Source organism: Rossellomorea sp. GAMAL-10_SWC (genome assembly GCF_049568075.1).
In the GTDB taxonomy this organism is placed as follows: Bacteria; Bacillota; Bacilli; order Bacillales; family Bacillaceae_G; genus Gottfriedia.
In genome coordinates this window covers 4,476,775-4,497,718 of record NZ_CP144911.1, presented here as the reverse complement: position 1 = coordinate 4,497,718, position 20,944 = coordinate 4,476,775, and the positions used below count along the sequence as shown (strand labels likewise).

The window sequence follows — 20,944 nt, the reverse complement described above, 5'->3', positions numbered from 1 at the left end:
CTTTGAGTAATCCTTACGAATATTATCCAAATCTTTATCGTGCGGCGCAACCTGCCCAAGGGCAAGGGCAAGGACAACAAACCGGACAGGGGCAAGGATATGCAGCCCCATCAGGCGGTATGATTACCCAACAAGGGCAAGTTACTGCCTCGGCTAGTATGTTTGAACAATCCTATGTAGAAAATATACTTAGAGCAAATCGTGGGAAAATTGCTACGGTTTATATGACTTTCTCTGGTCACCAACAACAAGTATTTGTAGGGTATATTATGGGAGCTGGACGTGATCATATTGTACTCAGAGATGTAAATACAACCAAAACTTTCATACTGTTGACAATTTACTTAGATTACGTCACATTTGACGAAGAAATAGCATTGCCTTATCAACTTTAAAAAAAAGTGTTCAATAAAGTGCAATAATTGCACTTTTATTGAACACTTTTCTTATTTCATTACTGAAATTCCTACTAATATCCAAGCTACTAAAAATGCTAAACCACCTAGTGGAGTAATCGCACCTAGTATTTTAATTCCAGATACACTTAATATGTACAAGCTTCCTGAGAATAAGATGATTCCAATTATAGATAACCATCCCGCCCACATTAATTGAGTTGTTGAACCAAATTTATCAATTAAAAATGCAATGATAAATAGTCCACCTGTTTGAAACATTTGATATTGAACAGCTTTTTGCCAAATTTGAAGTGATCTTTCGGAAATTTTCCCCTCAAGTCCATGTGCTCCAAATGCACCTAATGCGATTGCTAAAAATGCAAAAATACTACCAAATAAGAAAAATAGTTTCACTTCTTCTCCCCCTTTATCTTAAAAATCTAATAATGATCCACTTTGTTCCGAGTCATCCAATTTAGGCATAGCAGAAGGTCTGGACATAATAGGCTGACTTGGTATTGATTGAACGATACTACTAGTTACTATATTCTTTGGAACCTCAACATTGCTCTCGTCTTCAAGAAGTAACTCACATAAAGAACGAATACTGGCAATTCTTTCTCGAAGCTGTCCAGGTTTTTGCGTACTTACTTTTGCCTTATGTAACTCATTTTCAATTTGCTGGATTACTTTTTCTACACTGATATTCAGATAAATCACCACCAAACTTTATTAACACAATCCAATAAACCCTATTATACTATGGCTTTTTTCTGAAAGCGAATACCAACCAAATTAAGCACTATTTTAATCGAACGGTGGTATACTAAAAAAGTTAATTTTTAGGAGGTAATATAATTTGAACTATAAAATGATCGTTTTGGATATCGATGACACACTTTTAACGGATCAACATGTTATTTCGCATAAAACGAAGGAAGCTTTACTCAAAGCTCAAGATATGGGTGTAAAAGTAGTGTTAGCTTCCGGTAGACCAACCTTTGCTATGCATAAGTTAGCTGAGGAACTATTACTACATGATTATGGTAGCTATGTCCTATCATTTAACGGAGGAATCATTACTGACTATCGAACAAAAAATAATGTTTATGAATGTACACTAACAAAAGAGCAAGCACATGAACTTTATGAGATTAGTAAGAAACATAATGTCTTCGTTCATACATATGTTGAAAATGATATTATTACAGAAAAAGGGAATCAATATACTGATATCGAAGGCCAGCTCACAGGCATGCCTATTAAAGAAGTAAGTAGCTTTACTGAGCATGTTCAAAATGACGTTGTAAAATTATTAATGTTGGAGGATCCAGAAAAATTAGCTCAAGTTGAAAAAATACTTCAAAAAGAGCTGGAAGGTAAAATTAGTGTCATGCGCTCAAAGCCATTCTTTTTAGAACTAACGAACAGTGAAGTAGATAAAGGTAAAAGTCTAAATCACTTAATTCAAATTTTAGGAATTCGACAAGACGAAGTAATCGCTGTAGGAGATGGATATAATGACCTACCGATGATTAAATTTGCTGGACTAGGCGTTGCGATGGGAAATGCTCCTGAAGAAATTAAGCAACAGGCAGATTATGTCACTTCTACAAATAATGAAGATGGTGTCGCTAAAGTTGTTGAAAAGTTTATATTGAGTAATAATTAATAAACACAAGAAAGGTCTATCTATTAAGACAACCCTCAGTATGTAGACAAAGTACAAATAACCTGATTTTCAGACTGATTGCAAGCGTTTGTCAACAGTCTGAGGGCTGTCTATTAAGACAACCCTTCTTTAAATCTCATTTATTAATTACTCTACTGTCCAGTCAATCGGTTCTAGTTGAAGTTCTACTAGTTTTTGGTTAATTTGTGAAAATGGTTTACTTCCAAAGAATCCTCTACTAGCTGACAATGGACTTGGATGATGTGATTTTAATATTACGTGTTGGTTACTCGTAATCAATTCTTCTTTAGCTTGAGCATGTTTACCCCATAAAACAAATATAACCGGACGATCTTGCTTATTTAACTCGGATAAGATCGTATTCGTAAATAGTTCCCACCCTTTATTTTTGTGGGAATTTGGTTCCCCTTCCCGAACAGTTAAAACAGTATTTAATAATAAAATCCCCTGCTTCGCCCACTTAATTAAATAACCGCTCGTTGGTATTTCTAACCCTAAATCGCTATTTAACTCTTTATAAATATTTCTTAAAGAAGGGGGTATTTTTACTCCCGGTAATACTGAAAAACTTAACCCATGCGCTTGACCTGGCTGATGATAAGGATCTTGTCCAATAATCACAACTTTACAATCTTCATATGAACACTCGTTTAAAGCCTGAAATAAATGCTCTTTGGCAGGGTATATTGTTTGTTCCTTGTATTCTTTTTCAAGAAATTGCAATAAATCTTTAAAATACGGTTTTTCAAACTCTGATTTTAATTTTTCTCTCCAATTTGATGATAGTTGAAGCAATGAAATACCACCTTTCCTGACGAAATTTCCCGAGAAATAGCTCTGTTTTGTTGTTTCTTGTCGTTGTTCGCGATTTTTAATAGATTACTTGAATTAGCAAAATTGCGATGATGATTTGAAAACCTACGATGCTTAATGCATAAAGTGAAAGTGACTTCCCTTGTTTAATGATCATTTTTAGATTTACATTTAAACCTATTGCGGCAAGTGCAATAATTTCAAATAAGTGACTGGTCTTATTTGAAATATTCGCAGCCCAACCTGGTAGCAATCCTAAACTATAAAAAACACAAAGGATGACAAATCCAATTACATACCAAGGAAATTGGATTTTTACTTTTTCAATAGATTCCTCTTCTATGTGTCTTCTTTTTATAGTAGATAAGCTAAAAACTACAAAAACTAAAAAAACTACTCGAATTAGTTTAAATAAAGTGGCATAATTCTTTACTTCATCATTCACTAAACTACCACTAGCAACTACTTGTCCCACTGATTGTAATGTACTTCCGATAAGTGCAGAGGTCGGCAATGTTTCTAAGTGATATAATACAGATGCTATTAAAGGCAGAATAAACATTAAGATTGTTCCCATCATATTTACAAGTGTGACAGCCAGTCCCTTTTCTTCTTGCGTGGCTTGTATAGCTGGGGCTGTTGCGCCAATTGCTGATGAACCGCAAACTGCATTTCCACTTGCCATTAAATAGCTAAAATTCAAACCAAAACCTAATTTTTCGCCTAACCAAATCGTAAAAATGATGACTAAACACATTTGTGTCACGATTAACAAAATTCCTTTTAATCCTAGTAGGCTAATCATTTGAATGCTGATCGTTGCTCCTAATAAAAATATTGAGACCTCTAATAATTTACTTTCTGCAAACTTTCTACCGCCTTCAAAATAAGAATTTAAGTGTACTGTATTACCGACAATCAACCCGATTAATATTGAAAATGTTGCTGCTCCAACCGGTAATATATAAGAAAGTGATTCACTAATAAGTGCAATTAAAAGGCAAAGAACTACCCCCGGAATAGCTTTATAAATATTCCCCATTTTATTCTCCAAGCTTTCATAAAAATATTATTCTATCTATGAATATTATGTAACGAAAAAAGAAATTCGACAAGATTCTTGTCGAATTTCCAAATTTATCAAATCGTAAAATTTAATTTTCATCATAGCTTGAAGCCTCAATAATGTATTGGGGTCTTCTTTTGGTTTCGTAATAGATCTTACCTAAATATTCGCCTAAAACTCCAATCATCAAGATTTGAACTCCGCCAAATAACATAATGAAATTGGAAATGGTATATAAACCAGGAATTCTAATCCCAACTAAAAGAACTTTAAAGCTCATCATAATAAAGATTACAATACTTATACCAATTAATAGTAATCCGACTTTCGTTAACAACCTCAATGGTCTTGTATTAAAGCACAGTATATATTCAATGGATCTTTTTATCGAATCTAGTCTTTTTACTTCTGACTCTTTGTTAATGATTCTTGATGTTATTTCATACTCAATCGTTTTTATTTTGTAACCAATCCAGTTAAAAATACCTTTTGAATAGCGGTTTGATTCAGGCATGCTTAAAATTGCATTTACTACTTTTCTGCTTAACAAACGAAAGTCTGATTCGTTTTGCAAAATATCAGGGTCCACAAATTTTTTAATAACCTTCTCAAAAATGCCTTTTTTTGCTTTTTTTAGAACTGAATTCTCTATTTTTTTCGATGCAACTACATGGTTATACCCCTTTTTGTATTCATCCATCATCTCTAAAATAACATTTGGTGGATGTACAAAGTTTCCATCCATTAGGATGACTACATCGCCTTTTGCATGTTCAAGTCCAGCACAAATTGCTCCCTCTCTTCCGAATCGGCGAGTAAACGAGATATATTTTAAATGACTGCTATGATTTGCAACGACTTGAAGTGCTAGTAGTGTATCATCATCACTTCCGTCGTTTATATAAATAATTTCATAATCTTCTTTAAGTAACTTTACTGTATTTGATAAATTAACGTGAAATCTCTCAAAATTTTCTCCATTGTTATAGCAATATACAACAACTGATAATTTCATAAAAAACACCTACTTCTCCTAAAGCTATGAAGATATAACTTTTATCTATGTTATAGCACTTGGCAAAACAGTTCAATGATTTTTATATGGATTTATTTTTTCAAACGACTAATGGATGAGTCTACTCTTCTTGGAAAGATCCGCAATTTTACTTGCTCTTTTATTAATAGTTGCTTTAAGAACTACCCCCACTATGATTGCAATAATGACAAAAAGAACTAGTATTAGAAGGTCCTTATAAATGGTTTCCCAAACGATCCCACCAGTCGCCTCCCTTAATAAGCTTAATGCATAGGTAAAAGGTAGAAACGGATTTATTTTTTGGAAAAATGGCGGAGTTACTTGAATCGGATAAACTCCTCCCGCTCCAGATATTTGGAGAACCAAAAAGATAATACCGATGCCTTTCCCGATATTACCGAAAACTGAAACAAGCGTATAAACAATAAACGTAAATACAATGCTAATCAATAGTGCAAATAAGATAAAATAACCTTTACTTGCTGCATATGTTCCTAGTATTAGGAAGTTACCGGTAGTCACTACTAATGTCTGTAATATCCCAATAGTTATAAAGGTCAATAATCTTCCAAAATAAACTTCTCTACTTTTATATGGTTTTTCTTCATGAACTTCAGTAGTTAATAACGATACCATTAATAAAGCTCCTACCCATAACGACAAGGTTGTATAAAAAGGAGTCAAGCCTGTGCCATAATTCGGTATCGGAAACATTCGCTCCTTTTTTATTGCGATTGGGCTGGAATAAAAGTCGCTTACCTTTTCGATATCTGTTCGTAGAAAATTTATTAAATCCTCGATGCTTCCTTTTTCTTTAGCCTTTCTAATCTCATTCGCTATTTTTTTTATTTTCGCTTCAATCATTGGTAACTCATTTACTAATTGTTGTATATCACCCTTTTTGGTTGCTAATAAATTTGATGTGTCCTGGAGTACACCTTTTATTGTAGGTATACTCGTTTTTGCATCAGCCAAAACAGTTTGGGTATTTTTTAATGATTCATTCACTAATCTTGAAGCTTCACTTATTTTTGGCGCTAAATCTTGATCAAAATTTCCAGTTAGATTGTTTATTTTGTTATTTATACTTGCCGCGCTCTCATTCATTTTTTGAAGTAAATCATTCGGTACACCGTTTCCACTTTGTATTGCACTTTTTAATTGAGCATTCTCATTTTGAATCATCATTAAATCTGATTCTAAATCTTTTAATGAACTTACATCTTTACTAAAATCTGCTTTAGTACCTAAGCTATTAAACGATTGAAGAACTTGATTTAAAGAAGTAACCATATTTTTTGAATTCGGTAGTACTTTTCCGATATCATTCGATAGCCTCATGGAATCGTCTTGACTAATCGTTTGATTCTGTAATTGTGATAAAGTACTTTGTATAACAACAGACTGGTTTTGGAGTAGGTTAAGTGTCTCTTTAATAAAAGGAGTTGAATCTTGAATTGCTTTGTTAATTTGATTAAAAAACCCACTTAAGCTAGCCGTTAATTTTTCACCATTTGCTACGATGTTATTAATCAATTCCATGTCTTTTTTTGTAGATTGAATAATACTCTGTACTTTTTTATAGTCATTTAAGGCTGTATTCACAGTTGTCTTTATTTCGGGTAAATCTTTTTCAAGCTTAAAAACCATTTGCTCAAATTTTTTTATTTCAGGTAAATTTGCTTGTAAATCTATTCCTATTTTATTAAATTCCTGCAATACTTCCTTACTTACGGTCTTTTCAAATTTCTTTGTAATCTCACTCGCAATACCGGTTGCACCTTTTTCAGTATATTTAGGCGCAACAATATTTAGTTTTTCGTTAACTTGATAAACTAGTTCAGGTTTTTGAGGATGATCTGTTAAAACTGTGCTAATTTTAGTTGAAAAATCATTCGGAATTAAAATACTAGCGTAATATTTTCCTTGTTTAACGCCTTCATTTGCGACTTTTTTACTTGTAAATCTCCAGCCTAAAGAAGGATTTTGTTTTAAAGAATGTATTACTTCGTTACCGATATTAATTTTATTGTTTAAGACAGTAGCACCACGATCCTCATTTACTATTGCAATTTTTAAACCCTTTGTATTGCCGTACGGATCCCAAGAAGACTTTATGTTAAACCATGCATACATTGAGGGCATGATAATTAAACCAATGATAATCATCAATGCAGCCCAATTTGTTACAACTCGCTTTACATCACGAAAATAGATTTCAAATATTGAACTCACCTATAAATCACCTAATCTTAATTTTTAAATAGTATGCAATAAATAATGCCTAACTATTCTTAAAGGCAAGAATGGGAGTTGGGATAAAGAAAAGGGTAAATAAAAAAGACTTTCACTAAAATTAGCGAAAGTCTTTTCTAATCAAATACTTTAATTTACTTTGTTTCATCTACATTATTCATTTTCTAGTTTTTGCAGTTACTCCCATCTAAATGTACGTGCAGCGATTAAGAAGCTTACGACCATCCAGACACATAACCAACCGAAATCTGGAAGTAAATCACCAAATGATGCTCCGACATTCATGATGTCACGCATTGCGGTTGATAAATGCGTAATTGGAATTGTCTTTATAATCGGTTGTAAATATTCGGGCATATTATTTACAGGGAAAAATACTCCACCTAAAAACATTAGTGGGAACGAAATGAAGCCTGCAATTGGTCCAGCACTTTCTGGGCTTTTCGCTAAACTTGCTATAATAAATCCAATGCTCATAAATGTTAATGTACCTAATACTACTAACAATACTACTAATAGGAATGATCCTCGAATACTTACGTCGAATCCAAAGTAGCCAATTAAAATTGTTAAGATGGCTTGTAAACTATTCAATATTAGCCTTGCTGTAATTTGCGCGGCAATAAAGGTTGAAGCTCTTAATGTGGTGCCTTGCATTCGTCTTAGTACGCCTCGTTCTCTCCAAGAGGCAATTTGGCCAGCGACACCATTCATATTATTATTCATGATTTGCATTGCAATAATTCCAGGCACTAAAAAGTCTAAATATGAAAGAGTAATACCAGCTACACCTTTAAAGTCTGTTACGATTTTAGGTGTATATCCTGCCATTTGTTTACTAGCGGCATCAACATATGCTGTGATTGTTGCTATTCCACCTTGAAGCTGGCCTGCATTACTTTCATTATAAAGTACTTTTATTTGTGCAGGAGCGGATTGTTGTTTAGTTGTAACTTGATTTTGAAATCCTTTTTTAATGACGATTACAAAATCGGTTTTACCATCAGATAATAATTTCCTAGATTTTAATTCATTTGTTTTTTTATGAATTTTAAGTGACTTTTGTTTCTCTAAAACAGTCGTAATTTGTTTACTAACTTGAGTGTTATCATAATCAATTAGGTTTACTGAATAACTAGTTGTATTCCCATCGTTAAACATTAATCCGAAAATAATCATAAAGAAAAAAGGAAATAATAGTGTCCAAATTAGTGCTTGACGATTACGTACATAAATCCGGAGTTGCGCTAAAGTCAATTGATAATAAGCCTTCATTCTTCACGTAACCCCCTTCCAGTCATATGTAAGAATACGTCCTCAAGAGTCGCAGATCTAGTCGATAAATCCGAAATCGTCATATCTTGTTCTTTTGTATACTCAAGTAAAGCCATTAATGAAGCTTGTAAGTTACGGGTATACAATGTTACGAAATCATGGTTAATCACGACATTCATTACATTGTCTAAGTGTGCGAATTTTTCTTCATGCTCTGGTACTTTTGTCTTAAATTCAATCGCACTCTCTGCAGAAATTGAACTAACTAGATTATTTGGTGTATCTAATGCAATTAATTTACCTTTATCCATGATACCAATGCGATCTGCTAGTACATGAGCCTCATCCATATAGTGGGTTGATAAAACGACTGTTTTACCTCGTTCTTTTAGTTTTAAGATGATATCCCACAACGTTCTACGAGCCTGTGGATCAAGTCCTGTAGTTGGCTCATCTAAAAATATGATTTGAGGATCATGAATTAGTGCTAATGCAATCGCTAATCGCTGCTTTTGTCCTCCTGATAATCCTTTTACTAGACTATTTTGTTTTTCAGATAAAAGCATTTCATCGATCAACGGTTGAATCGGGATATGACTTGGATAAAAACTTGCATACATTTCAATGATTTCTTTTACTTTTAACAGTTCAAATAATGATGTTGATTGGAGTTGAATTCCAATCTCTTGTTTGATTTTATATGAGTCTTTACCAATTACATGCCCTGCAATTGTAGCCGTACCTTCATCTGGTTTTCTTAATCCTACAAGCATTTCCATTGTCGTTGATTTACCAGCTCCATTTGGTCCGAGTAATCCAAATACTTCACCTTTTTCAACTTCAAAACTAATTCCATTTACAGCGTAAAAATCTCCATATCTCTTTTTAAGATTTTCAACTTTAATAATTGAGCCCATTGTTTTTCCTTCACCTCGACTAATGAAATGATTATTTAAAAAGTGTACTATCATTTTTAATTCAGCCTGCTAAGTATATAATGTAAAACTTACTAAATTTGTCGAAAGAACTGGTTATTAATAATTCTTAATAAAAATTTACATTTTTTACCAATACAATTATTCAATGCTACACCTAATATCAAAATTTATTTGTTGCATTTATGAAATATTCATTTACATTTTATAACTTGATTGTAACGTCCATGTTGTCACTTTGTAATACTCATCGGTTACAATATGTTGGACATTATTTTTAAAAAATTGGCTATGATTTGAAGTTTTTTCTCTTTAAGCGAGCCATAAAAACAAGGTGATAAAATGAAAATAGAACGTGAAAAATGGTTGGATGTTGCCAAAATGATCGGCATCTTTTTGGTTGTTTATGGTCATTCTACAGAAGGTCCGAATTCTATTACATTTATTTACTGGTTCCATATGCCTCTATTTTTTATTATTAGTGGCTACTTATTTAAACCGGTCAATTCAATTAATGAACTCAATTTTTTTATAAAAAAACTAACATGTAGATTGCTTGTACCTTACTGTACGTATTTGGTTTTATTTAGTTTATATAACATGACAATGGAGGTAATAGGCGGAACCATTAACCAATCAAATTTATCAAAAGAAGTCCTTTCATTGTTAATTGGTGGTAGATTTATTACTGGAGTCCATGGCGTATTTTGGTATGTGACATGTTTATTTATTACTCAAATATTATTTGCGTTAATCTGTTTATACTTTAAAAAGAATAGTACCCGTCTATTCATCGTAATTGCTTGCTACTTGCTTGCACATTTTGAAACAATTAAATTAATTCCACAAATTGGTAAAAATACCTTTAATCAAATTTCGATTCCGTGGAATATGGATGTTGCTCTACTAGCTATTTTCTTTTTAGGGTTAGGATTCTTTACAAAGAAATTGATAGCATCCATTTCTAACTTCCTTGGAATATTTTGTATTGCGCTTAGCATCGTTTATATGTCCTTATATGAAATAAATAAATTAGACTACCATCTAAGCCTTAAATATTTAAGATATAACCATTTATTTTTAGATGCCTTAATTCCAATAACAATGACGATTGCCGTACTTTATTTATGTCAAAAGCTAGCAAAACTACAATTTATCCAGCCTTGCACAATCTTTGGTAAAGAATCATTAACAATCATGTACATCCACATTTTTGCGAATGCTGTTTTTTCACAGTTTTTCGATTATGGACCGTTATTGTACACAATGATTGGTTTAGCTGTGCCTATGATTGCGAAGAAATTTATTATTGAATCACAACCTACTATAAAACCCTTGTTCATTGGTTTAAATGTAAAGCGAAAACAACATTTAAAAGTAAGAACTGCATAAAAAAATAGCCCTAGGGGCTATTTTTTTTATTTTAATGTAGCAACAGCTGCATCTGAACCTCTTTGAATTGTGCCAGTTGCTGTAACTTTAATATTTTCTAACGCATCTCCATTTGTAAAAATAACTGGAGTAATTGTGCTTTTTGCATTTTCTTTTATATAGTCAATATTGAATGTTAATAAATGATCTCCAGCATTAACTTTTTGTCCTTCTGTTATATGAGCATCGAAACCTTCACCATTTAGTTTAACTGTTTCTAGTCCAACATGAATTAAGATTTCAACACCTTCATTTGAACGAATTCCAATAGCGTGTTTCGTATGGAATACTTGTACGATTTCTCCATCAAAAGGAGCAACTACAACACCTTCTGAAGGTGTAATAGCAAATCCATCACCCATCATTTTTTCTGCAAATACAGGATCTGGTACTTCAGATAGTGGATGTATTTCTCCAGTTAATGGCGCTTTAATGACAACATCCTTAGTTGCTTCTTTAGTTACAGGAGCAGATCCTTGTTGATGTTCTTCCTCTAAACCGAACATTTTTTTTAATTTGTTAAACATAATACTCACCTTTTCTTTAATTTAGATTCCAGTCTTATCATTATCTTTTCAGAAAAAATAATACTAATTATCCTAACAGAAAAAATACTTTTATGCTAAAGAAAAGATGAACTTTTATTGAATTATTAACAAAACTGTATCATTTTTACAATAAAAGACATAAAAAACCTCTAATGGTTCATTAATTAGCTAGTTCTAAAAATTGGTTATACATATGATAAAATGATGTTGCATAAATATTTGTCCGATACAAATTAATAGATAGGAGCGATTAGATGACTGAAATGGTTCCATTAGTTTTCTCACTTCAAAACAAAAAAATTACGATCATCGGCGGAGGAAAAATCGCTTTTCGAAAAGCAAAAGCATTTATAAAAAGTGGTGCTACGATTACGATTATTAGTCCTCAACTATGTGATGAATTTAAACAGTTACCAACAATAAAATGGATAAATAAGTATTTTGAAAAAGCTGATCTAACTGGAGCTCACATTGTTATTGCAGCTACAGACGATAAAAATATAAATAAATTCGTCAAAGATTGTACATCAGATTTCCAATGGTTTAATGATGTAAGTGATCAAAATAATAGTGATTTCCATACACCGGCAGTGGTTCGTAGAGGAGACCTTATTGTATCAGTCTCAACTTCAGGTAAAAGTCCAGTCCTATCCAAAAAGATAAAAAAGGAACTGGACACTTATTTTGACGATCATTATAGTGATGTCGTGGACGAATATGCTATTGAACGAAAAAAACCAGTCATAGAGTAAACTCATATGACTGGTTAGAAGTGCAGGGTCTTTTGCCTTTATTGTTTTTTCAGCTTTGCTAAGGCTTCTGCAAATGGGTTATTAAATGGTTCATCATCTTGTTTGTTCTGTTGCTTCAAATATTTTTGAACGTCTTTTTTAGATACTTTACTATTTTTTTCTTTCGAACGTCGATCTTTAAAAGTAGAAAGTTTTTCCCTATGTCCACATGCACATGCAAAAATTTGTCCTTCTCCTTCGCCTCTTAGTTCTAAACGTTTGAAGCAATTAGGACATCTGGCGTTAGTTGACTGTGAAATTGTTTTACGATGACCACATTCCCTGTCCTGGCAAACTAACATTTTTCCACGTTTACCGTTTACTTCTAGCATAAGTTTTCCGCAGTCGGGACATTTAGTGCTAGTCATGTTATCATGCTTAAATTTTTGTTCAGTTTGTTTTATTTCTTTCACAGCATCTGAAGAAAAACTAATCATTTCACTCATAAATTTAGATTTAGCTAATTTACCTTTGGAGATCGCTTGAAGCTTCTGCTCCCACTCGGCTGTTAGGGCTGGTGATTTCAAGGCTTCTGGAACAAGGTTTAATAATTGTTTGCCTTTATTTGTGATGAAAATATCTTTTCCTTTTTTTTCAATTAAAAAGCTATTGAAAAGTTTTTCAATAATATCCGCTCTTGTTGCAACTGTTCCCAATCCGCCTGTTTCACCTATTGTCTTCTTTAAATCATTACTATTGCCAGACATAAAATGGACTGGGTTTTCCATTGCACTTAAAAGTGTTGCTTCATTAAAGTATGCTGGTGGCTTCGTATGCCCTTTAGTTTCAATAACTTTAGCGATTTCAAAACGCTCATTTTCGTTAATAATTGGTAATCGTTGATCCTCTGTACTCTCAAGATCATCTTCGTCTTTAAAGACTTCTTTCCAACCCAGTGAAATAACCCTTTTACCTTTCGCAACAAATACCTCGTTATCAATTTCTGCGATAACTTTTTCTTGTTCATATACGTACGGAGGTAGTAAGACTGCTAAAAATCTTCTTACGATAAGATCATATATTTTAAATTCTTTTGAAGAAAGTTCACTTATTATAGGTGCCTGCTCTGTTGGTATAATCGCATGGTGATCTGAAACCTTATTGTCATCTACAAATGACTTATTTACTTTAATCGGTTGATTCGTTAACTTCATAATGATTTTTCCATAAGGTTTTATGTTACATGCTAATAAACGTTCTTTTAATGTATCAACTAAATCTGATGATAAGTATCTAGAATCGGTTCGTGGATACGTAACAACTTTATGGTGCTCATATAGCTTTTGCATGATGGATAATGTCTCTTTAGGTGAAAAGTTGAATCTTTTATTCGCTTCTCTTTGGAGCTCAGTTAAATCATAAAGCTGCGGAGCAAAAGATTTTTTTTCAGCAGTCGAAACTTCCTTAATCTTTAGCTGTTTTCCTTTTATCGTTCCAATTATTTTTTGTAATTCATTAGTCGTTTTAATTTTCTGGTCATTCGACTTTCGATTTTGCCATGTAAAGGTTACATTATTTGCTAATACTTGTAACCCATAATAAGTTTGTTGCTTAAATTCTTTTATTTCCTTTTCACGCTCTAAAATCATCGAAAGTGTCGGAGTTTGAACCCTACCGCATGAAAGTTGAGCATTATGCTTACAAGTAAGTGCTCTTGTTGCATTAATCCCCACGATCCAATCTGCCTCAGCTCTTGCTACAGCAGAAAGATATAGATTTTCATACTCCTTACCACTACGTAAATTTTCAAAGCCTTTTTTTACTGCCTGATCTGTTGCAGAAGAAATCCACAGTCTTTTAATTGGTTTATTAACCTTTGCGAATTGAAGTATCCATCTCGCAACAAGCTCACCTTCTCGCCCTGCATCTGTTGCAATAACGATATCTGAAACATCTTTTCTTAATAATTGAGTTTTTACAGCTTGAAACTGCTTGCCTGTCTTTTTAATAACAACAAGCTTTAATTTATCTGGAATCATTGGTAAATCTTCTAAATTCCATGACTTATATTTATTATCATATCCCTCTGGATCAGCCAAAGTCACAAGATGCCCTAGTGCCCAGGTCACAATATACTTTTTACCTTCTAAAAAACCGTTACCCTTTTGATTGCACCCTAGCACTTTAGCTATATCTCTAGCAACTGAAGGCTTTTCCGCTAATACTACTGTTTTGCTCATATCATACTCCTTAGTTTATATACAATTTTCTTATTAACTAACTTTAACATTAAGAGCAGGGGAAAGGGAAGTGAACGGAATATAATCAAGGAAAACCTAAATTACAGGATTAGAGAGTGAGAACAAGCTATATGAATATAACATTTTAAAATTACATTAATTCTACAAAATTTTCTATTTTCTCTTTTATTCTACCTAATTTTACTATATTCTCTGTTCTTCCTGTTTTTTCAACAAATGTTCTTTTTTTGCTGAAAATTGACGTTATATTTTACTAAGAAAACAAAGGAATTCACTCTCCATATGGCAAATTTAGTAATTAATTCCATATATAAGGAGAGAGACAATGATTAATAAGATTGTATCTGTAATTTTAGGGGTATTTTTAGTACTATTACCCACAGCCAACGCGACTTCTTTTTCACAAAGTTTTAGTGATGATGAATTATCAAATTATATAGATAATCTAAATTTAAACACTACTGAAGCCACATTTGGACAATCTATTGAAGTCGGATTAACAACTAAAGAACATTTCAACAATGTAACTCTCACATTTAAAAACGGGACTAATTTGACGGAAGTTTTACTAAAAAACCTATCGTCTTCAGATCTTTACTATGCTGGAAAAATCGGTGTTACAGCTTCTTTTATAAAAGGTACTTATCAACTAAGTTCAGTTACTCTAGATGATCAAACTCTAGCCGTTTCAGACCAGACGATTAAATTTATGATTAAAGATTTACCAACTCCAAAAATTAACCCAATTACAAATAAATCTACATCCATTACAGGAGCCTTTTTAGCAAACAGTAGCGTCCAAATATTCAACAATAATAAACTTGTAAGCACTGTACAAACGGATACAAAAGGTAATTTTCAATTCAATACTAAACCTCTAAAAGAATTTACTAAAATAAATGCAGTTGGTGTTTCAATTGGATTAAAAAGTAAAACTGCTACATCATATGTTTCAGATGTAATCGCACCTTCTATCACTTCCATACCTTCAATATCAGATCAATCACAAAGCATATCAGGTAAATCGGAACCGAATGCTGATGTTCTCATTTACTTAAACAAGAAAGTATTAGCAAAAGGTAAAGTTAACTCAGCAGGTAAGTTTACTATTAAAATGGCGAAGCAAAAGGCAAACACAGTTCTTCAAGTCGTTGCAGTTGATAAGAGTAAAAACCAAAGTAAACCTGTTTCAATTCGTGTGTTAGATCGTACTGCACCATCAGCACCTACAATCCAAACGGTTAAAGAAAATGCCACTGTCATTAGTGGAAAAACAGAACCTAATGCTTCCGTTAAACTATATCTAAGCGGTAAATATACAGCTAAAACGGCTGCAACAAAGAATGGTAGTTATACTTTTAAGGTCAGTAAATTAAAAGTATTTACTCCTATAAAGGTACAATCAATTGATGCTGCTGGAAATCAAAGTAAGCCTTCATTTACTGAGGCAAAGAGCTCCCAACCTCTTTCGAATGGGCAGCTAATTATTGTTAATACAAAAACAAATAAACTTTCATATTATAACAAGGGAAAACTAGTAAAAACATTTAGTGTAGCAACAGGAAAAGCCTCCTCGCCTACACCTACTGGAAAGTTTAAAATCTTAAACAAGATTAAAAATAGACCTTGGTATAAGGAAAATATTCCTGGTGGAGCTCCAAATAATCCACTAGGTAAAAGATGGATGGGCTTAAGTATGGGTAGTTCCCCAGGAAACTCATATGGAATACACGGAAATGCTAATGAGAGCTCAATTGGTAAATCAGTTAGTCACGGCTGTATTCGAATGCATAACAGTGAGATTGAATGGTTATTCGATCAAATAAATGTTGGAACGACAGTTATTATTGCAAAATCTTCTAGTACAAATGGGCAGATTGCTCACTCATATGGAATAGCGATCGCTTAAAAAGCAAACCTTCCCGGTTTGCTTTTTTTATAGTTTAATAGATTGTTCTTTCGTTTTTCTAATAGCATTCTTTTCACTTTTCACTGATAATATTTAGTAAAAAGGAAATAGTTAGAAAGGGGTAATTTAATTTTGAAGAGGTATCTACCTATACTTATTTTGTTTTTTGGTATTCTCTATATGTTTTTTATTCCTTCAGAGCCTGTAAGCATAAAAATACTATTTAAGCTTATTCCAATGGTGTTGATTATTAGTTATGCCTTTTTACAAATTCCTTATCAATCAACTAAATATCGCGCTCTTATACTTTTAGGTCTAATTTCTTGTATGATTGGTGACGGAACGTTAATATGGTTTGTTGTCGGTTTAAGTGCTTTTCTAATTGGGCATTTGTTTTACGCTGCCGGTTTTATATCAGGATGGAAATTTTCAATTTATCGTGTACTATCAATTATTCCAATTGCAATTTATGCGTTTTTTCTATGTTCTAATTTAGTAAGCTCTTTAAACGAAAGTGGTCAGGAAAATTTAGTTATTCCGGTAATAGCCTATTCAGTAGCCATTTCAATAATGGTATTTACTTCCATAATGGCTGGAAACAAATGGGCTATTTTGGGGAGCCTATTATTTATCATTTCAGATTCGATCTTATCGTGGGACCTATTTGTAGAAAGCGTTAAATTTGGTCACGAATTAATCATGATCACCTACTACTCAGCACAGTTTTTAATCGCTAAAAGCATTTTAAATAGAAATAGAGTTGCGTAATATTATACTTTCAAATAAAGAAAACTCACCGATTGGCGAGCTTTAAAGTGAAGACAGAGGTGTAGTTGCACTTATACATAATTCCTAAAATTTGCAACTACGTCGAGTCCCCTTCGTCGCTACAAATTTATACTTTCCTAATGTGCAAAGAAAGAACTACAATATAAATATAGCCTCTTTTCACTAAAAACAAAAATGAAAGCGCATTACATACAGATTATGAAATGTAAAAAAAGGAGATTTTCATATGAAAAATGAGTTAATAAATCGTTTAATTAGTTATGCAAAAGTTGATACACAATCAAATGCAAGTAGTGAAACATGCCCTTCTACACCTGGCCAATTAACTTTGGGCCGCATGCTAGTTGAAGAGTTAAACAAAATTGGATTAGTTGACGTAACAATGGATGACAATGGTTATGTAATGGCTACACTTCCGGCAAATTCCGACAAAGCTATTCCGACAATTGGATTTTTAGCACATTTAGACACGGCGACAGACTTTACGGGAAAAAATGTTAACCCTCAGCTAGTTGAAAACTATGATGGAAATGACATCGTTTTAAATGAAAGTTTAAATGTTGTATTATCTCCAAGTCATTCGCCAGAGTTAACTAAATATGTAGGTCATACATTAATGACTACTGATGGGACAACATTACTTGGTGCAGATAATAAGGCTGGAATCGCTGAAATTATGACTGCGATGGAGTATTTAGTTCAACATCCTGAAATCAAACACGGCAAAATAAGAGTCGCATTTACACCAGATGAAGAGATCGGTAGAGGCCCACATAAATTTGATGTAAAAGCATTTGCTGCTAAATATGCTTACACAATGGACGGTGGTCCACTAGGAGAGCTTCAATACGAGAGCTTTAATGCTGCAGGTGCAATGATTACAGTGAAAGGTAAAAATGTGCACCCAGGTACTGCTAAAGGTAAAATGATAAATTCTATGAAAATTGCCATGGAAATAAATAATTTATTGCCTGTAGAGGAAGCGCCAGAATCAACTGAAGGTTACGAAGGCTTTTATCATCTAGTATCAATTGAAGGTGATGTAGAGTTAACAAAAATGCACTACATTATTAGAGATCATGATAAAACAAAATTTGCTAATCGAAAAGAGACATTGTCGAATATTGTAAATCAATTAAAAGAAACACATGGTGAAAACAGCATTATTTTAGAGTTAAAAGACCAATACTATAATATGGGTGAGAAAATCTTACCTGTTAAAGAGGTTGTTGATATTGCTCACGAGGCAATGACAAACCTAGAAATTACACCAATTGTAGAACCAATTCGTGGGGGTACAGATGGCTCTCAGCTTTCATATATGGGACTACCTACTCCAAATATTTTTACAGGTGGAGAAAACTACCACGGCAAATTTGAATACATTTCAATCGACAATATGGTTAAAGCAACGAATGTTATGATTGAAGTGATTAAATTATATGAACAAAAAGCAACTTCAAAGTAAAAAAGTAGGACTGACATCTATCTGTCAGTCCATTTTTTTACTTAATTTTACGAATGAATACGACCTTTAAATAGTTACCCTCTTTAAACTGTTTAGTTGTTTTAAAATCATTAGGTAGGCTGAATTCTTCCATTAATTTATATTGCCCGCCTAATTCTTTAAATGCTGTGTCAATAAACCCTTTAAATTTATTCATTCCAAAAGTACTACAGTTCGTTGAAGCAACAATTACACCATCATTTTCTGTAATCGTAATCGCTTCTTTCAACAGGTTCTTATAGTCCTTTTCGGCACTAAAAGTATGTTTTTTAGATCTTGCAAAGCTAGGTGGATCTAAAATAACCATATCAAATGAAAGGTTCTTTTTAACTGCATATTTAAAGTAATGAAATACATCCTCAACGACTATGCTCTGTGTAGCAGGGTCAATCCCATTAATTTTAAATTGTTCTTTTGTTTTATCTAGGCTCCGATTTGCTAAGTCAACGCTAGTAGTCTTACTTGCCCCTCCAACAGCTGCAAAGACTGAGAATGCCCCTGTATAAGAGAAAGTATTTAAAACTGTTTTATCGTAAGCATATTTATCTCTAATTAGTTTTCTAACTTCACGTTGATCCAAAAATACCCCTACCATTGCGCCATCATTTAAATAAATAGCGAAATTAACTCCATTTTCCTTTACGATAATAGGAAATTGACCTCTTTCCCCCATCACAAAATCATCTTCTTCAATATACTGCCCTTTTGTATCAAAGCGCTTTTTCTGATAAATCCCTTTGAATTCGACAATATTCTTTATTGCTTGAATAACCCAATCTTTGAATTGATAGATTCCTTCGCTATACCAACTAATCAAATAAAATCCATCAAAAAAATCAATTGTTAACCCACCAATCCCATCGCCTTCTCCATTAAATACTCTAAATGCTGTCGTATCAGAGCTATTGTAAAAATGTTGGCGGTCTTCAATTGCTTGTTTAATTTTATCTTCAAAGAACTTAGGTCCAATCTTTTCATGCTCCTTCAGGCTAAGAATCCAACCTAAACCTTTATTTTGCTTTCCATAGTAACCCTTTCCAATAAAACCATTGCGTTCATCTATTAGATTAATTATTGTTCCTTCATTAATGAAATCTTTACTATTCACGATCGATTCTTTTGAAATTAGTGGATACCCGTTTTTATAATCTTTTACAAACTTTTGTTTAATTTTTAGATTCATTTCTTTATCCATAAGCCCATCCATTCATTCTCTTTTTTACTCATTATTTCCATATTTTTTATATTGTGACCCTTTTAGATAAATTGTTGTTTTAAGTAATCTCCTTTATTTTCCTGGGAATACCTACTAAATCTATTTGTTATAGTTTGTTTGGAGACATTATTTCCAGATGAAGATCGCGAATTTTATCTAAAAAACATTATAAAAGGCATCGGTGTAAACCTAGTTCACTCGAATTTTTATTGTACTAATGAGTTATTCGTTTATTTCCTTTATAGACCTGATTAAGCATAGTATACACTTGAATTAATAGCAATTTTTAGCCTAGAAATATTAAAAAAACCTTATCCAATTGAATAAGGTTTTTATTTCATTCATTAACCTGTTGAATTCTCCTAGCAAAATCAACAAATTTGAACTTATCAGGGCGATGTCTCGATTGACCGTATTGTAATAGAGAACCATCATCTAAATAGACGAAAGTATTTACAACTACTACCATATCATAGCCATCTAAATCTAAATATTTTTGGTCATCTTCTGTGCAAGCTTGTACTACAATTTCTTTTTTCGCAAAGCCAATATTTAAGTGTAGAGTATTTTCTATATAGTCAAAAATTGACCCTTCGCAGATTGATCTTGAAAGTTTTTCGACATATGAACTATTGTAATACTCTTTGTCTAAAATTATTTTTTTCCCGTTGATTTTTCGAGCCCTAACTACTTTCCAAATAGCTGTTTGGTCATCTATTTCTAGTTGTTCTTTTATAAATTTACTAGGCCACTTCTTTTCAAGAATTTCTACAATCGTTTCTGCTTCTCTACCAATTTGGTTTGATAATTCTTTAAAACTAATTAAACCTGTTACTGGGAAATTTAATTTTGCAGTGTCTAAAATAAACGAACCTTTACCTTTGACTTTATTTATATAACCGTTTTGCTCAAGCATTTGTAATGATTTTCTAATTGTATCTCTAGAAACATCAAATTGCTCCATTAATGACTTTTCAGAAGGTATTTTACTACCAACAGTAAAAGCCCCTTTTTCAATCTGTTCAATTAACTTATGATAGATTGAAATATACTTTGCGTTCATTTTCATCACCTAGAAAA

General features: G+C 32.7%; 19 protein-coding genes. 7 read left to right on the top strand and 12 right to left on the bottom strand.

Annotated features, from left to right (window positions below):
* Positions 1-2 precede the first annotated feature (2 nt).
* Positions 3-395: a spore coat protein GerQ gene (gene gerQ, locus V5E38_RS21790; RefSeq protein WP_499211424.1), complete on the top strand. Its 393-nt coding sequence runs from the start codon at positions 3-5 to the stop codon at positions 393-395.
* 51 nt (positions 396-446) lie between these two features.
* Here gerQ and V5E38_RS21785 read toward each other — a convergent pair whose 3' ends face one another.
* Together V5E38_RS21785 and V5E38_RS21780 are read right to left on the bottom strand one after the other, a co-directional pair.
* Positions 447-812: a DUF423 domain-containing protein gene (locus tag V5E38_RS21785; RefSeq protein ID WP_097974814.1), complete on the bottom strand. Its 366-nt coding sequence runs from the start codon at positions 810-812 to the stop codon at positions 447-449.
* Positions 813-830: 18 nt separating this feature from the next.
* A complete protein-coding gene (locus V5E38_RS21780; RefSeq protein WP_141437768.1) occupies positions 831-1,118 on the bottom strand; it encodes a YwdI family protein in 288 nt (95 codons plus the stop codon).
* A gap of 139 nt (positions 1,119-1,257) precedes the next feature.
* On the opposite strand from V5E38_RS21780, the gene V5E38_RS21775 reads away from it, so the two are divergent.
* Positions 1,258-2,070, top strand: coding sequence for a Cof-type HAD-IIB family hydrolase (locus V5E38_RS21775; protein ID WP_499211423.1), 813 nt, complete (start codon positions 1,258-1,260; stop codon positions 2,068-2,070).
* Positions 2,071-2,217: 147 nt separating this feature from the next.
* Here the strand turns inward: V5E38_RS21775 and V5E38_RS21770 are convergent, their stop codons facing one another.
* The 6 genes from V5E38_RS21770 to V5E38_RS21745 form a co-directional block, all read right to left on the bottom strand.
* A complete protein-coding gene (locus V5E38_RS21770) occupies positions 2,218-2,886 on the bottom strand; it encodes a uracil-DNA glycosylase (RefSeq protein ID WP_499211422.1) in 669 nt (222 codons plus the stop codon).
* A gap of 76 nt (positions 2,887-2,962) precedes the next feature.
* A complete protein-coding gene (locus V5E38_RS21765) occupies positions 2,963-3,946 on the bottom strand; it encodes a YeiH family protein (protein ID WP_499211421.1) in 984 nt (327 codons plus the stop codon).
* A 112-nt stretch (positions 3,947-4,058) separates the two neighbouring features.
* A complete protein-coding gene (locus tag V5E38_RS21760; RefSeq protein ID WP_097974805.1) occupies positions 4,059-4,985 on the bottom strand; it encodes a glycosyltransferase family 2 protein in 927 nt (308 codons plus the stop codon).
* 108 nt (positions 4,986-5,093) lie between these two features.
* Positions 5,094-7,241 carry a YhgE/Pip family protein gene (locus V5E38_RS21755; RefSeq protein WP_499211420.1) on the bottom strand — a complete coding sequence of 716 codons (2,148 nt, stop codon included), beginning with the start codon at positions 7,239-7,241 and terminating at the stop codon, positions 5,094-5,096.
* Between the two features lie 198 nt (positions 7,242-7,439).
* The gene (locus tag V5E38_RS21750) at positions 7,440-8,537 is read right to left on the bottom strand and encodes an ABC transporter permease (protein ID WP_499211419.1); all 1,098 of its coding nucleotides are present in this window, start codon (positions 8,535-8,537) and stop codon (positions 7,440-7,442) included.
* Complete coding sequence (locus tag V5E38_RS21745) at positions 8,534-9,454, bottom strand: ABC transporter ATP-binding protein (protein ID WP_499211418.1); 921 nt, start codon at positions 9,452-9,454, stop codon at positions 8,534-8,536. The genes V5E38_RS21750 and V5E38_RS21745 overlap by 4 nt, the downstream gene beginning before the upstream one ends.
* Positions 9,455-9,814: 360 nt before the next feature.
* Here V5E38_RS21745 and V5E38_RS21740 point away from each other — a divergent pair, with 360 nt between their 5' ends.
* A complete protein-coding gene (locus V5E38_RS21740) occupies positions 9,815-10,864 on the top strand; it encodes an acyltransferase family protein (RefSeq protein ID WP_499211417.1) in 1,050 nt (349 codons plus the stop codon).
* Positions 10,865-10,890: 26 nt separating this feature from the next.
* Here the strand turns inward: V5E38_RS21740 and V5E38_RS21735 are convergent, their stop codons facing one another.
* Positions 10,891-11,430 carry a PTS sugar transporter subunit IIA gene (locus V5E38_RS21735; RefSeq protein WP_499211416.1) on the bottom strand — a complete coding sequence of 180 codons (540 nt, stop codon included), beginning with the start codon at positions 11,428-11,430 and terminating at the stop codon, positions 10,891-10,893.
* 275 nt (positions 11,431-11,705) lie between these two features.
* On the opposite strand from V5E38_RS21735, the gene V5E38_RS21730 reads away from it, so the two are divergent.
* Positions 11,706-12,203, top strand: coding sequence for a precorrin-2 dehydrogenase/sirohydrochlorin ferrochelatase family protein (locus V5E38_RS21730; protein ID WP_499211415.1), 498 nt, complete (start codon positions 11,706-11,708; stop codon positions 12,201-12,203).
* A 38-nt stretch (positions 12,204-12,241) separates the two neighbouring features.
* Here the strand turns inward: V5E38_RS21730 and V5E38_RS21725 are convergent, their stop codons facing one another.
* Positions 12,242-14,422, bottom strand: a complete 2,181-nt coding sequence (locus V5E38_RS21725; protein ID WP_499211414.1) for a DNA topoisomerase III — start codon at positions 14,420-14,422, stop codon at positions 12,242-12,244.
* A gap of 346 nt (positions 14,423-14,768) precedes the next feature.
* Here V5E38_RS21725 and V5E38_RS21720 point away from each other — a divergent pair, with 346 nt between their 5' ends.
* The 3 genes from V5E38_RS21720 (at position 14,769) to pepT (ending at position 18,609) form a co-directional block, all read left to right on the top strand.
* Positions 14,769-16,352 (top strand): L,D-transpeptidase, encoded by a 1,584-nt coding sequence (locus tag V5E38_RS21720; RefSeq protein ID WP_499211413.1) that lies wholly within the window; start codon positions 14,769-14,771, stop codon positions 16,350-16,352.
* Between the two features lie 132 nt (positions 16,353-16,484).
* Positions 16,485-17,120: a lysoplasmalogenase gene (locus V5E38_RS21715; RefSeq protein ID WP_499211412.1), complete on the top strand. Its 636-nt coding sequence runs from the start codon at positions 16,485-16,487 to the stop codon at positions 17,118-17,120.
* A gap of 247 nt (positions 17,121-17,367) precedes the next feature.
* Positions 17,368-18,609: a peptidase T gene (gene pepT / locus V5E38_RS21710; RefSeq protein WP_499211411.1), complete on the top strand. Its 1,242-nt coding sequence runs from the start codon at positions 17,368-17,370 to the stop codon at positions 18,607-18,609.
* A 37-nt stretch (positions 18,610-18,646) separates the two neighbouring features.
* Here pepT and V5E38_RS21705 read toward each other — a convergent pair whose 3' ends face one another.
* Positions 18,647-19,843: a class I SAM-dependent rRNA methyltransferase gene (locus V5E38_RS21705; RefSeq protein WP_097975178.1), complete on the bottom strand. Its 1,197-nt coding sequence runs from the start codon at positions 19,841-19,843 to the stop codon at positions 18,647-18,649.
* Between the two features lie 358 nt (positions 19,844-20,201).
* A complete protein-coding gene (gene treR, locus V5E38_RS21700) occupies positions 20,202-20,933 on the bottom strand; it encodes a trehalose operon repressor (protein WP_217993257.1) in 732 nt (243 codons plus the stop codon).
* Positions 20,934-20,944 lie beyond the last annotated feature (11 nt).